At 52.6% G+C, this 14,212-nt stretch carries 8 protein-coding genes and 1 tRNA gene; 3 read left to right on the top strand and 6 right to left on the bottom strand.

Annotated elements, in window-relative coordinates; translation table 11 throughout:
• Window positions 1-215: 215 nt before the first annotated feature.
• The 5 genes from uvrB to rpsA form a co-directional block, all read right to left on the bottom strand.
• Entirely contained in the window at window positions 216-2,315 is a 2,100-nt protein-coding gene (uvrB, locus tag ET810_RS11725) for an excinuclease ABC subunit UvrB (protein ID WP_134316278.1), read from the bottom strand.
• A gap of 44 nt (window positions 2,316-2,359) precedes the next feature.
• Window positions 2,360-3,598, bottom strand: a complete 1,239-nt coding sequence (locus ET810_RS11720; protein WP_087453876.1) for a TIGR04053 family radical SAM/SPASM domain-containing protein — start codon at window positions 3,596-3,598, stop codon at window positions 2,360-2,362.
• A gap of 147 nt (window positions 3,599-3,745) precedes the next feature.
• Complete coding sequence (gene coaE / locus ET810_RS11715) at window positions 3,746-4,360, bottom strand: dephospho-CoA kinase (RefSeq protein WP_087453875.1); 615 nt, start codon at window positions 4,358-4,360, stop codon at window positions 3,746-3,748.
• 102 nt (window positions 4,361-4,462) lie between these two features.
• Window positions 4,463-6,475, bottom strand: a complete 2,013-nt coding sequence (locus ET810_RS11710; protein ID WP_134316279.1) for a glucose PTS transporter subunit IIA — start codon at window positions 6,473-6,475, stop codon at window positions 4,463-4,465.
• An 815-nt stretch (window positions 6,476-7,290) separates the two neighbouring features.
• Entirely contained in the window at window positions 7,291-8,754 is a 1,464-nt protein-coding gene (rpsA, locus tag ET810_RS11705) for a 30S ribosomal protein S1 (protein WP_134316280.1), read from the bottom strand.
• A 240-nt stretch (window positions 8,755-8,994) separates the two neighbouring features.
• Between rpsA and ET810_RS11700 the strand changes: the two genes are divergently transcribed.
• Window positions 8,995-9,783: a class I SAM-dependent methyltransferase gene (locus tag ET810_RS11700; RefSeq protein WP_087453872.1), complete on the top strand. Its 789-nt coding sequence runs from the start codon at window positions 8,995-8,997 to the stop codon at window positions 9,781-9,783.
• 229 nt (window positions 9,784-10,012) lie between these two features.
• On the opposite strand, the gene ET810_RS11695 is transcribed toward ET810_RS11700, so the two are convergent.
• Window positions 10,013-10,089 (bottom strand) — tRNA-Leu (locus tag ET810_RS11695).
• 140 nt (window positions 10,090-10,229) lie between these two features.
• On the opposite strand from ET810_RS11695, the gene polA reads away from it, so the two are divergent.
• Window positions 10,230-12,890, top strand: a complete 2,661-nt coding sequence (gene polA, locus ET810_RS11690; RefSeq protein WP_375167314.1) for a DNA polymerase I — start codon at window positions 10,230-10,232, stop codon at window positions 12,888-12,890.
• A 352-nt stretch (window positions 12,891-13,242) separates the two neighbouring features.
• The gene (locus ET810_RS11680; protein ID WP_087453869.1) at window positions 13,243-14,184 is read left to right on the top strand and encodes a DUF368 domain-containing protein; all 942 of its coding nucleotides are present in this window, start codon (window positions 13,243-13,245) and stop codon (window positions 14,182-14,184) included.
• Window positions 14,185-14,212 lie beyond the last annotated feature (28 nt).

Raw genomic sequence — 14,212 nt, 5'->3', positions numbered from 1 at the left:
CCAGAAGCCAAAAACAATGACCGGGGTCACGAGTAGCGGAAATATGTACCATGCCCCACTACCGATTTGGGGGCAAAAATACCTTTTAAGATTTCCTCATAAAGCCAGTTCAGCGAAGTCACTCACCGACACCTTTCACCCTCAGCCTTAAGGTGAAACACGGCATAAAACACAGTCTACAGGCAGAAACAAAGAAGAAAATAGACTAAGAAAAACTAAAGGCCCAATTCTCTCATGCCCCGAAGTTCTTTCTTCAAGTCAACGATCTCATCTCTCAACCTACCCGCAAGCTCGAACTTCAGGCCCCTAGCAGCCTCCCCCATTTGTGCGGTAAGTTCAGATATGAGCGCCTCCACTTTGTCTGCGGGCATAGTAGAAAGATCCCGCTTCTCCGCAAGAGCTGCGTCAGCAGCAGCCTCCTGGGGAGCTGCTTCCCCTCGCGCCTCTTGAACCTGGTCCAAAATATCCGCGATTTTCTTTCGCAACGGCTGCGGATCAATGCTGTGTTCTGTGTTGTAAGCGATCTGCTTCTCGCGGCGCCGCTCGGTCTCATCAATCGCATACTGCATCGAGTCAGTGATTTTATCTGCATACATAATGACTGATCCGGACACATTTCTGGCAGCACGTCCGATTGTCTGGATGAGAGACTTGGTAGACCTTAAGAAGCCTTCTTTGTCCGCATCGAGGATCGCCACAAGCGAAACCTCCGGCAAATCAAGCCCCTCCCTGAGGAGGTTAATACCCACCAAAACGTCATATTCACCCAGCCTGAGCTGCCGCAAAAGCTCTACCCGCTGCAAGGTATCGATATCGGAATGGAGATACCTCACCCGAACATTGTTTTCCAACAGGTAATCAGTGAGGTCTTCCGCCATTTTCTTGGTCAGCGTGGTAACCAAGACGCGTTCCTCTTTCTGCGTTCTTTGCCTGATTTCATGAATCAGATCATCGATCTGCCCCTTCGTGGGGCGAACGTCCACCTGTGGGTCAAGCAAGCCGGTGGGACGAATGACCTGTTCAACGTATTCTCCCCCAGCAGCAGCAAGCTCGTAGTCCCCTGGGGTGGCGGACATATACACGGTTTGCCCGACTCGCTGTTCAAATTCTTCCCAGCGCAAAGGCCGGTTATCCAAAGCAGAGGGAAGCCGGAAGCCAAACTCAACGAGGTTACGCTTCCTCGACATATCGCCTTCAAACATGCCGCCGATCTGAGGAACAGTTACGTGCGACTCATCAATGATGGTGAGAAAGTCTTCTGGGAAGTAATCAAGCAATGTTGCAGGCGCAGAGCCGGTTTCTCGATCATCAAGATGTCTCGAATAATTCTCAATGCCCGAGCAGAAACCAACCTGCTCAATCATCTCAAGGTCATACTCGGTACGCATCCGGAGTCGCTGTGCTTCCAGGAGCTTCCCCCGGTTTTCCAAGTCCGTAAGACGATCCGCCAGTTCTTCTTTAATCCCCTCGATAGCTTTGGCCATGCGCTCCGGGCCTGCGACATAGTGCGTTGCGGGAAAGATGCGAACTTCTTCCACTCGTCTAATCACGTCACCAGTCAGCGGATGAATGTAGTACAAAGCATCAATCTCATCCCCAAAAAACTCCACGCGAACCGCGACTTCTTCATAAGCAGGGATGATGTCTACGGTGTCCCCCTTAACCCGGAATGCCCCTCGGGTAAACCCAATATCGTTTCGGTCATACTGGATGTCAACAAGGAGCCGCAGGAATCGATCGCGTTCGACTTCCTCCCCCACCTTAAGCATGACCGATCTATCGAGGTATGACTGCGGAGTTCCCAGGCCGTAAATGCAGGAAACCGAGGAGACCACAACAACATCTCTGCGGGACAAAAGCGAACTCGTTGCGCGGTGGCGCAGCCGCTCCACGTCATCGTTAATCGATGAATCCTTTTCAATGTACGTATCGGTCTGCGCAATATATGCCTCTGGCTGGTAATAATCATAGTAAGATACAAAATATTCCACTGCATTATTGGGGAGAAGCTGCCGCAGCTCATTGGCCAACTGCGCTGCCAAGGTCTTATTAGGTGCCATAACCAGCGTTGGCCGTTGTTGCTGCTCAATCAACCATGCCGCAGTCGCAGATTTACCCGTACCCGTTGCACCCAGCAATACGACGTCGCGCTCACCGCGAGTAAGCCGCGCATCGAGTTCTTTAATTGCGGCAGGCTGATCGCCCGCCGGCTTATAGTCCGATACAACATTAAACGTCCCACGTGCACGCTCAATGTCCCCAACCGGACGAAAATCTGATACGGATAATTCAGGATGTTCTGCAGCAAAAGCCATAGCGACGAGTCTACGCGGTAGCACTGCACCAACGCCGCTATATTCTAAAATTCCACAGATGTGTGTCCGGCTTCCGTCCACGCTTGCGGCATATAGGCACACGTGGGATCGGACGCTCTCAGGTCTCCGGTGAGTGCATATGCTGTTGATCGTGAGCCACCACAAAGATCGTGATACTCACACACCGAACATTTTCCGTGCCAATGATTGGGATCACGAAGCGCCTTAAAGGCCGGCGAATGCGCATAAATATCCTTGATTGAGGTTTCCTTCACATTGCCGCAGTGCAACGGCAGGAAACCGCTCGGATATACATCCCCCACGTGATCAATAAAAACAAATCCGGAACCCGAGTTCACCGCCATGGGAGGCCTAGGAGTCCTAGGATGTTCAGGAATTGCACCCAGAAGCCTTGTAGTCTCTGCTGTGAGATAGTCGTAAAGTTCTCCCCCTTTATACGGCGGCAGCTCGCCAGACATGCGCAGTTTATGCTGAATGACCACGCGACGATATTGCGGGGCTTCGGTGGTTTTGATGGCGATCCTATTGGCGACGTCGGCAAGCCAATAAAGAGCGTCTTCTCGTTCCTGCGGACTCAGAGCATTCAACGCTGCTCCGCGCCCCGTTGGCACCAGAAAGAAGACGTACCACATCTTCGCCCCCATCTCCATCACGGTTTTCAGGAGCAAAGGTGCCTCTCGAATATTATTTTTGGTCAGGGTCGAATTGATTTGCAGCCGGAAACCCGCATCAAGAATTGTCTGCGCCATCGAGACGGTTGCGTCAAAAGTTCCACTAAAGCCACGGAAGGCGTCATGCGTCTGAGCTGTGGCCCCATCCAATGACATCGACATTGCTTTGCCGCCGAGATCATGAAGACGGTGAATGCGTTCTGCAGTCAAACGGGGAGTAACCGATGGCGACAACGACATTGAAAGGCCCTGTTGTGTCCCGTATTCCACGAGTTCTTCTAGGTCTTCCCGTTCAAAGGGATCGCCGCCCGTAAGAACCACTAACGGGCGTGGTCTGTCATAGGAAGCCAAGTCCCGAAGCAGTGCAAAACCTTGCTCCGTGGTGAGTTGTCCGGGGTGAGGGTTATGCTGAGCATCCGCGCGACAATGCTTGCACACAAGGCCACAGGCTCGCGTAACCTCCCAAATCGCGATGAAAGGTTTATGGCTTATATCGCCACGCACGCGTCGTACTACTTTAAAAGCATCAGGGTTCCCCGGCAACGGCGAAGAATGTGAGGTGGACAGCGATTTCATTGGAGACGCGGCCATAGATGGATCCCTTCAGCAACACAACAACAAGTCATCCTTTTGGATGACTTCATCTACAAACTATCCTCCTACTTTTTCTGTTACTATTCCAGGAATAGGGCACCCGAAGAACACGAGTAAAACATAGTGAGAATGGACACGCTGGTATCACATGTTTTCCCGCGAGCGCGCCACCTGCAATAAATGCTCCCATAGTTCCTCTATGTGGGGTTCGAGCTCTGAAAGGGTCCGGGAATTATCAATGACGATGTCAGCTTTTTCCAGCCGAACAGCGTCATTTATCTGACGCGCGATTCGATTCCGCGCGTCTTGCTCTTGGAGACCCCGGAAAGCAACCAGCCGCTGAACCCGAATCTCAGCCGGGACATCAACGACTACAACCAAATCCACCTCCGCGGCAAGGCCCTGCTCAAGCAAAAGCGGATGATCGAGCACCGCAACACGATTCCCCTCTTCCCGGGCCTGAACAAGGCGCTCCCCAATCCGGCGGCGGATTTCAGGATGCGTAATCCCATTCAGCAGCTGCGTGTGTTCCTTGTCAACAAATGCTCGACTGGCAAGCAAGGAACGGTCAAGAACGCCATCCACTACCACGTCATCCCCGAAGGCTTGCGCCAAGTCCAAGAGGACCGAAGATCCCGGTTCCACAGCCTCGCGGGCAATCTGATCGGCGTCGATAATGCATGCGCCCTTGCATGCCAGTGCCTTGGACACCGTAGACTTACCGCTCCCGATTCCTCCAGTTAATCCAACAATGATCATGGATTAAGCCTAGCGCCGCCGCCTTGTACTACATAAGAAAACCGCCCCTTCACGTTGTGTAAAGGGGCGGCGAGACTTCCTTGCTCACAAGGAACCGTCTAATTAAGCCTTTGTGGTAATGACCGTGGTGTCAAAGTCAACGTGTGATGCTGGAGCACTGTTAACCTCATCAAACTTAACGGTGTTTGTTACCAGGACCGGGGTGATCATGTTGTAGCCCTTGGACGTGATGAAGTCCTTATCAAAGCTGATAAGCTTCTGCCCCTTGGACACATGCTGCTTCTTTTCCACGTGCACGGTGAAGCCTTCTCCACCCAGCTGAACGGTATCAATACCAACGTGGATCAAGAGCTCTACACCGTTGTCTAGGCGCAGTCCGACAGCATGTCCGGACTTTTGAACAGTCAGGACCGTCGCATCTTCAGGCGCAACAACATCCGCACCAGAAGGAACGATAGCAATACCTTTACCCAGCTTTTCTGCAGAGAAAATTGGGTCCGGAACCTCAAACAATGCAACAGCTTCACCTTCAAGTGGGCTGCTCAGCAAAGTAACAGCGCCGGCTTCCAGAGCCGTCTTGGTTGCCACTGCCGTCGCAACGGCTGCGCCACCAGCAACAGGAGCTGCAGCAGGCACAGGCGCAGGTGTGACCTCGTTGTTCTCAGCGGCACGATTAGCAGCAAGGTTTGCAAGAATTTCAGCCTTTTCTTCCTTACCGCGGTAATCGAAGAAGATAACCAGGAAGAACGAGGTGAAGAAGGCTGCAGCGATGGCGATAGCGTAGCCACCAATGGGATCCATCGCAGGGATCGTGAGCAGCGAGGTGAAGACAAAGGCAGAAGCCTTGATGTCAAAGATGCCGGCAACAACGCCACCGACAAAACAACCGGCGAGCAAGCGTGGGTAGCACTTCTTAAAGCGCAGAACCACACCGTAAAGCGAAGGCTCAGTGATACCCCCCAAGAGACCGGCCATCACGCCACCCAGCGAGACCTGGCGCATCTGTACGTTGCGTTCCTTGATGGAGAGAACCAGAACGCCAGCAACAAGACCGAAGCAAGCAAAGTTCCATGTACCCATGGGACCTTGGATGAAGTCATAGCCCAGAGTTGCAAGGTTGGAGACCATGATTGCGTTAAGCGGCCAGTGCAGACCCAGCGGAACCAGGAATGGGTACAGCAGCGGAATGATGATTGCTAGCACGAATGGCGAGAAGTCATTAACCGCGTAGAGGAAGTTGGAGATGAGGTTACCGATTCCGATACCGAAAGGACCGAGCAGGAACGCGGTAGCAGAGATCATAATCAACAGGGAGAAGAACGGCACGAACACCATCTGAACAGCGCTCGGGATGAGCTTCTTCAAGCCCTTTTCCACAAAGAACAGACCGATAGCAGCGAGCAACGGTGGGAAGACCTGACCGGAGTAATCGTCCAACACCAGCGGCATGCCAAAGATTTCAACGGTGTCGCCAGCCTTGCCCATCGCCAAGAACTCGGGAGTAAGCATAGCCGCGGGAATAGCGGCACCAACCCACTCGTTAGCTCCAAGCTTCTTTGCCGCAGTTGCGCCAATCATCACAGGCAGGAAGTAGAAGACAGAGCGCCACATTGCATGGAGCAGCTGATAACCAGCGGGTTGCTCATCAATGGGAGCACGGAAATCTTGCCACCCGAAGGTATCGGCAAGCACCAGCATGGTGATAATCAGTGAAGCACCCAGCAGAGCCCACAAAATGGGACGGAAAGTATCCGAGAGGAACTCAAAGGAATAGTCCACCCATGAGTACTTGCCGCGCACTCCACCGTATTGCTTCTTGGTAGAAGCATTTCCACCATCAGAATCACCGGCAGCCTTAGAGGCCATACCTGGCAAACGAACGATGTCTTGGTAGTAGTTAGCAACACCGCCGCCCATTACTACCTGAAGTCCAGTGGATCCCTGAGGGACAACACCAAGAACATCACTATTAGAGTCCAGAGCCGTTTGGTCTGCCTTGGACTGATCATGAAGCTGGAAGCGAAGACGCGTAGCGCAGTGCGTGAGCGATGCCACGTTATCCACGCCACCAACCTTGTCCAAAATGAACTCAGATGTCTGCTTTGTAGACGCCATGAGCCTACCTTTCAAACGTTGTGTTTGTTCTGTTCCCAACGTCGACACCTGTTCAAATGGTCACAGTCGGAACAAAAATCGGAAAACAATCACAATCCTAGTAATAAAACGGGCCGGATACAACACAGAAACAACAAGTTCAGAAACTCCCATCTCCCTTCATTCCCCCCGCTCAGCCCCCTCTTTAACTTTCTGCAGTCCGAAAGGCGTTACGCATGGCAAGTCTCGGAACACACACTCGCAAACGTGTTATAAATCACTCTCTTATCTTAATTATTTTTAACCTCATATTTTATTGACGGAAGAATTTTCTATCCGGGATTGACTAGCCATTCTCCTGCAAAGTCAGCAGGTCAGCTCTGCAACATCATTGCGATGGCAAAGAATGAAGACATGTGACTGCCCCCCTTTCCACACCCCCTTATTGCACAGCTTTTAAAGAAAGGGCGTGGAATTGCCACCTCGTGAATAAGCGCACTGTCAACGTATATTCCTTGATAATCCGCATTAAAGCTATGCCGAGAATATGTTTTCCCATCCGGATTGGAGCACTTATCGACGTTTGCGTTCTCGGCGGTTCAGGGACCACGTTAGGGTTCCTGCCCCCCTATCTCGCGGGCGTCCCACGGATCATAGAATCACAGAGGATGAATCTCGCAGCAAAGTCCTCAAACACTTCATAGAAGATTGCGCCCTACGACGAGGATTCACACCCTCTAAAAGTGATTCCACATTGCGCCAAAGACCTAAGGGCATAAAGAGAGCGCCTAAGGAATATTCCTTAGGCGCTCTCTTATTGAAGTACTAATTCAAGATTAGTTACCAGCGAGCTTCTCGCGAAGAGCAGCAAGCTGCTCTTCAGAAGCCAGGGAGCCACCCTCAGCCTCAGAAGCTGCTTCGGCCGGAGCTGCCTCAGCGGTCTCAGAGGAGTAGTTAGCTTCCTCGCCAGCTGCTGCTTCCTCTGCAGCTGCAGCTACGCGGTTCTTCTCAATCTGAACAGTGTGCAGCTGGAAGCGACGCTCGGACTCTGCGTAGCGAGCCTCCCATGCCTGACGCTGCTCGTCGAAGCCTTCCATCCACTCGTTGGTCTCCGGATCGAAGCCCTCGGGGAAGATGTAGTTGCCCTGCTCGTCGTAAGAGTCAGCCATACCGTACTTGGATGGGTCGAACTCTTCGGTGTAATCCTCGTCAGCCTGCTTGAGGGAGAGGGAGATACGACGACGCTCGAGATCGATGTCGATGACCTTGACCATAGCCTCGTCGCCGACGTTGACAACCTGGTCCGGAACCTCGACGTGGCGCTGTGCCAACTCGGAGATGTGGACCAAGCCCTCGATGCCCTCTTCGACGCGAACGAACGCACCGAATGGAACAAGCTTGGTGACCTTGCCCGGAACGATCTGGCCCACAGCGTGAGTGCGAGCGAAGACGCGCCATGGGTCTTCCTGAGTAGCCTTCAGGGACAGGGAGACGCGCTCGCGATCGAGATCAACGTCGAGAACCTCAACGGTAACCTCATCGCCGACAGCAACGACCTCAGATGGGTGATCGATGTGCTTCCAGGAGAGCTCGGAAACGTGAACGAGTCCGTCCACGCCGCCGAGGTCGACGAATGCACCGAAGTTGACGATCGAGGAGACAACGCCCTTGCGGACCTGACCCTTCTGCAGCTGGTGAAGGAACTCAGAGCGGACCTCAGACTGGGTCTGCTCGAGCCATGCACGACGAGACAGAACAACGTTGTTGCGCTGCTTGTCCAGCTCGATGATCTTAGCTTCGATCTGCTGTCCGATGTATGGATCCAGATCGCGAACACGGCGCATCTCGACGAGAGATGCAGGCAGGAAGCCACGGAGTCCGATGTCCAGGATGAGACCACCCTTGACAACCTCGATGACGGTACCGGTAACCGGCTCGTCCTTCCCCTTGAGCTCCTCGATGGCGCCCCATGCACGCTCGTACTGTGCGCGCTTCTTGGACAGGATCAGACGGCCTTCTTTGTCTTCCTTGGTAAGAACAAGAGCGTCGATCTGGTCGCCGACCTCGACGACCTCGTCCGGGTCGACATCGTGCTTGATGGAAAGCTCGCGTGAAGGGATAACACCTTCAGTCTTGTATCCGATGTCGAGCAAAACCTCGTCGTGGTCAACCTTAACCACGGTGCCCTCGACGATGTCACCATCGTTGAAGTACTTGATGGTTGCGTCGACAGCTGCGAGGAAATCCTCAGCGGAGCCAATATCGTTGATGGCTACCTGAGGGACGTTGTTGGTGGGCATATGTTAAGTGCTCCGAATTAGGTAGGAATAGTTGATGGACAGGAACGTATCTCTCAAAAAATCACTACTTGAGCTGCGATTTTGATCCCGCTAGAGCCGTACGCCATCCTCCTACTTGGGACTAACATATAGCTTAAGCACAGACACGCTCGCTCAAGGATAGTGCATTTTCCCTGCTAGATCAAGATTGACACTCCGTGTTTCTTCCCCCATCCTCGGCACGGGTTAGTCTTCAAGACTATGAGCAGTTTAGACCCCTGCACCCCAGATGCGATCACCGTTTCCACCCACGAGGCCGCCCACGCAAGCCAAACGTGGTGGGACAGCGATGCGCAGCGGTATCACGACGAACACCAGGAATACCTATCCGGCTTTTATTGGTGTCCTGAAATGCTCGCTGAGGAAGACGCTCACCTGCTGGGAGACGTCCGCAATAAGCGGGTATTAGAAATCGGCTGCGGTTCTGCTCCCTGCTCACAGTGGCTCGCTCGCAACGGCGTTGGCTTTATCACCGGCTTTGACCTCTCACTTGCAATGCTGCGGCACGCAAATCACGATGCTCCCCCACTCCCACTGGTCAACGCCGATGCACAATCGCTCCCATTCAAAGACACGTCCTTTGACATAGCGTTTTCGGCGTTTGGTGCTTTTCCTTTTATCCCAGACATCACCGCAACGCTTTTCGATGTCTCCCGCATCCTCACCGACGACGGTCGTCTAGTATTTTCCGTCAACCACCCCATGCGCTGGGTTTTCCCCGACGACCCAGGACAACCCGGCTTGATAGCTTCCATCCCGTATTTTCAGCGCAGTTACGTCGAAGAAGACGAGGAAGGTCGGCCTACGTACGTAGAGTTCCAGAGAACAATCGGCGATTGGGTACGTGCACTCACCCAGGCGGGCTTTATTCTCCAGGACATCATCGAACCGGAATGGCCCCACGATCTCACCCGTTCCTGGGGCCAATGGTCACCGCTTCGAGGAAAAATCTTCCCCGGCACTGCCATATTCGTGGCCCATAAAGCCTAGGACTTGGCCCCTTCTTTGTCGTTTTTGAGAACGCTAAAAATTCCGTCCTGGAGTTTTACAGGCACCACACCCGCTAGCGTTCTCAAAAACGACATTGTGGCTTCCTAGCGCAAAGGTGACAGGTCACATCAAATGAGACTGGAAACGTCCGCATCCCCTTAACTCTCAAAACACAACATCATAAAAAGCGCCATCTACCAGCATGAAGCTAGCAGATGGCGCTTATAAATGGTGCCCCTGGTGAGACTCGAACTCACACTGCACGGGTTTTGAATCCGTTTCCTCTGCCAATTGGGATACAGGGGCGCTGCAAAAAAATATTAGCGGACATGGGCGTAAAAAGGCTAATCCGCTCGTAGATAGGGAAAAGTTCGGATTTTCTCGCAAAGCTTGGCCCCAGTGGAAGCGGGGAGGTGAGTGAGACAAAAAATAACTAGACTAACCACGTGACTTCAACTAGCAACCGTTTAATGCTTATCGACGGCCACTCGATGGCGTTCCGCGCGTTTTATGCGCTGCCGGCCGAAAACTTTTCCACATCAGGTGGGCAAGCGACCAACGCTGTCTATGGATTCCTATCGATGCTCTCTTCTCTTTTGAACGAGGAGAAGCCGTCTCACGTGGCGGTGGCTTTTGATATTGGCCGGAAGACTTTCCGCACAGACATGTTCCCTGAGTATAAGGCTCAGCGTGAAGCCACGCCGCCAGAGTTCAAAGGCCAGGTCGAGCTCATTAAAGAGGTTCTTGAAGCTTTGGGGATCACCACCCTGGGAAAAGAGAACTACGAGGCAGACGACGTCATCGCTACGCTGGCAACCGCCGCGCAGCCACTGGGATTTGAGACTCTCATCGTCACAGGCGACCGTGATTCCTTCCAGCTTGTCAACGAGACCACAACCGTTCTTTACCCGATGCGCGGGGTCTCAGTGCTCCATCGCTTTACCCCTGAAGCGGTGGAAGAAAAATATGGCCTCACACCTGCGCAATATCCAGACTTTGCTGCATTGCGAGGAGACCCTTCGGATAACCTGCCCAACATTCCCGGCGTGGGTCCCAAAACAGCTACCAAATGGATCGTGGAGTACGGCAGCCTTGATCAGCTACTGGAGCACGCTGATGACATCAAAGGTAAAGCTGGCACGAGCTTCCGTGAGCGTTTAGAGCAGGTTCGGATGAACCGGACGCTGACGGAGATGGTAAAAGATCTTGAGTTGCCATATTCCCCCGACGAACTGGGTCTCAAACCGGCGCAGGTAGCAGGCGTGGCTGAAAAATTTGATGAGCTCGAATTTGGCACCAACCTGCGCGAACGCGTGATGGGAGCAGTGGGGGCCGATGCAAGCACAGCAATCACGGAAGAGCGTGCTGAAGTCACCGTGGAGCAGACAGCTCTTAGCGAGTGGCTAGCGCAACGTGAGGGCGAAGGTCTTGCTATATATGTGCGTGGACGAGGCACCCCGGCGACCGGAGATGCTGAAGCTTTAGCGATCGCAGATAAGCAACGGCGCGTAATCGCCATCGATCTTTCAGATATTGACCCGAAAGATGAAAAGGCTCTGGCGCAGTGGCTGAGTAGTGAAAGCCCCAAGTATTTGCACGAAGCAAAAGCGGCTTTCCATATGCTCTCCGGCCGTGGGTTTGATCTCAACGGAATTGCCCACGATACAGCCATTGCCGCATATCTTCTTAGGCCGGGTCAACGCACTTATGATTTGAAAGACGTTTATCAGCGCCATCTGCAGCGTCAGCTCTCTGGAGAGGAATCTCAGGGGCAGCTTTCGCTTCTCGATGCTCCCGGCTCGGAAGAGCTCATCGATTCTGTCATTGCAATTCTTGAGCTTTCCGAGGAGCTGACCAAGCAGTTAGAAGCTATTGATTCCTTCGAGCTATACCGCGATCTTGAATTGCCGCTCACGTTGATCCTGGCGCGGATGGAAGCCGCTGGCATCGCAGTTGATGTGGAAACTCTAGAAGATCAGCTAAAAGTTTTTATCGAGCGAGTTCAAGAGCATGAAGAGGCCGCTCGGAATATCGCGGGTGATCCATCCTTAAATCTTTCGAGCCCCAAACAGCTCCAAGTCGTTCTTTTTGAGACTCTGGGCTTGCCTAAAACCAAAAAGACAAAGACGGGATACTCCACAGCTGCTAAAGAGATTGAGGCGTTAGCTGTTAAACATCCGGACCCCTTCCTCGATCATCTTCTTGCACACCGTGAGAATCAGAAACTGAAAACAACGCTAGAAGGTCTCATTAAAGCAGTCGGGTCGGATGGCCGTATCCACACGACCTTTAATCAGACCGTTGCTTCTACAGGGCGTTTAAGCTCAACAGAACCCAATCTGCAAAACATCCCGGTTCGTACGCAAGACGGTAGGAAAATTCGATCGGCATTTGTCGTGGGCGAAGGGTATGAAACGCTCCTCACCGCGGATTATTCCCAGATTGAAATGCGTGTGATGTCCCATCTTTCTGAGGATCCTGGTCTTATTGAGGCCTATCGTAAAGGCGAAGATCTCCATAACTACGTAGGCTCTAGAGTTTTCGAGGTCCCGGTGGATCAGGTGACGCCAGAATTGCGTCGTCGAGTAAAAGCGATGAGCTATGGCTTGGTCTATGGGCTATCGGCCTTTGGTCTCGGGCAGCAGCTAAATATTCCTGCTGGCGAAGCCAAGCAGATTATGACGAGCTATTTTGAGCGTTTTGGTGGAGTAAAACAGTATCTGGATAACGTGGTGGAGCAGGCTCGAAAAGATGGATTTACCTCCACGTTGTTCGGTAGGCGTCGGTACCTTCCTGAGCTTGGTTCAGATAACCGAGTGGCTCGCGAAAACGCAGAACGCGCTGCACTTAATGCCCCTATCCAGGGAACAGCCGCAGACATTATCAAGGTCGCAATGATCCGTGTTGACCATGAGCTGAAAAAGGCTGGGGTTGCCTCTCGTGTGCTGCTGCAGGTTCACGACGAACTCGTGGTGGAAATTGCACCAAACGAGTTGGAACAGGTGCGTGAAATAGTGGAAAAGGAAATGAACGCGGCCATTTCTTTGCGTGTACCTCTTGAGGTCTCAGCAGGTAGCGGCCCTAACTGGGAAGTAGCAGCCCACTAGTCGGTGGATGTAACAGCTGAAAGTCCGTTTGTTGGCAAGGCAGCCTTCAAGCGCACTTTTGTTTTCACGTGTCGTGACCTGCTGCCTCGACGTTAGGAGCAAAATGTCGTTTTTGAGAACGCTAGAAATCTTGTCCTGGGATTTTACTAACGGCATACTCGCTAGCGTTCTCAAAAACGACATTCCTACCAATTTTCCTCCAATTCCTCCCCGCTTTTCTTCTTCACAATGCCGCGTAGGTTTGTGAGCCATCAGGACTTTCTTTAAAAAACCGTCTAAGGTGTCAAGCTGTACATTTTTAACAACTACAGTGGCCGCTTTCTTGCAACGGCCACCTAGAAGAAAGCGGTTCATGGCAGCCACACCCCAAGCGACTACCAGGTCCTCATCCTTCTCCGGTTCCATTTTGCACGTCATCGCAGGCGGACTTATTGGTCTTGCTGAGATGGTTCCCGGCGTTTCCGGCGGCACTGTTGCACTCGTCGTAGGTATTTATGAACGAGCTATCCACAATGGTCATGCCCTACTCCATTTAGTTCGCACCATGTTTACTAACCCATCCGGGTTAAAGGAAGCAGCACGACGCGTGGAATGGCTCTTCCTCGCATGCGTAGGATTTGGCATGGTGACCACGGTTCTTTTGCTTTCTTCTGTGATGCATAATTTCGTGGAAAATCATGGGCAATCCGCTCGCGCTCTCTTCCTAGGCATGGTGGCTGTTTCTATTACGGTGCCATTGCTCATGATTTCCCGAAAAGACTACTCGCAAAAACGCGTGGCTATCATTGCGGCTTTCGTTATCGCGGCGATCCTTACGTTTATCGGCACAGGTTTTACTTCTGAGGAAAAAACTGATCCGTCGTTAGTCGTGATCTTCTTCGCGGCTGCGATAGCAGTATGCGCCCTGGTTTTGCCCGGCATTTCTGGCTCTTTCATCCTCTTGTCTTTGGGCCTCTACGCTCCAGTCATCGGAGCGGTCAGCGACCGTAACCTCACGGTCATGGCCATATTTGCGCTTGGCGCATTGACCGGAATTGCGTGCTTTATCAAGGTTCTGGATTACCTGATTACTGTTCACCGAACAATCACACTGGCTACCATGGCGGGGTTAATGCTTGGTTCGCTACGTGTATTGTGGCCTTGGCAGGATCTTTCCGGCTCCCCTGCGGCACCTTTCGGAAACATCGGCATGACCATTCTTTTGATCCTTGTTGGAGGCGGAATTGTGGCAGCGATCATGCTGGTAGAACGTCGTTTTAACACCAAGCCCAACACCGAATCAGAAACCGCTTAGCTTAAGGTTTTCTCCTTAAACTCCACCG

It is taken from the genome of Corynebacterium silvaticum (assembly GCF_004382825.2).
Taxonomy (GTDB): domain Bacteria; phylum Actinomycetota; class Actinomycetes; order Mycobacteriales; family Mycobacteriaceae; genus Corynebacterium; species Corynebacterium silvaticum.
Note: the sequence above shows the minus strand (reverse complement) of the source record. Positions and strands in the feature narration are given on the sequence as shown.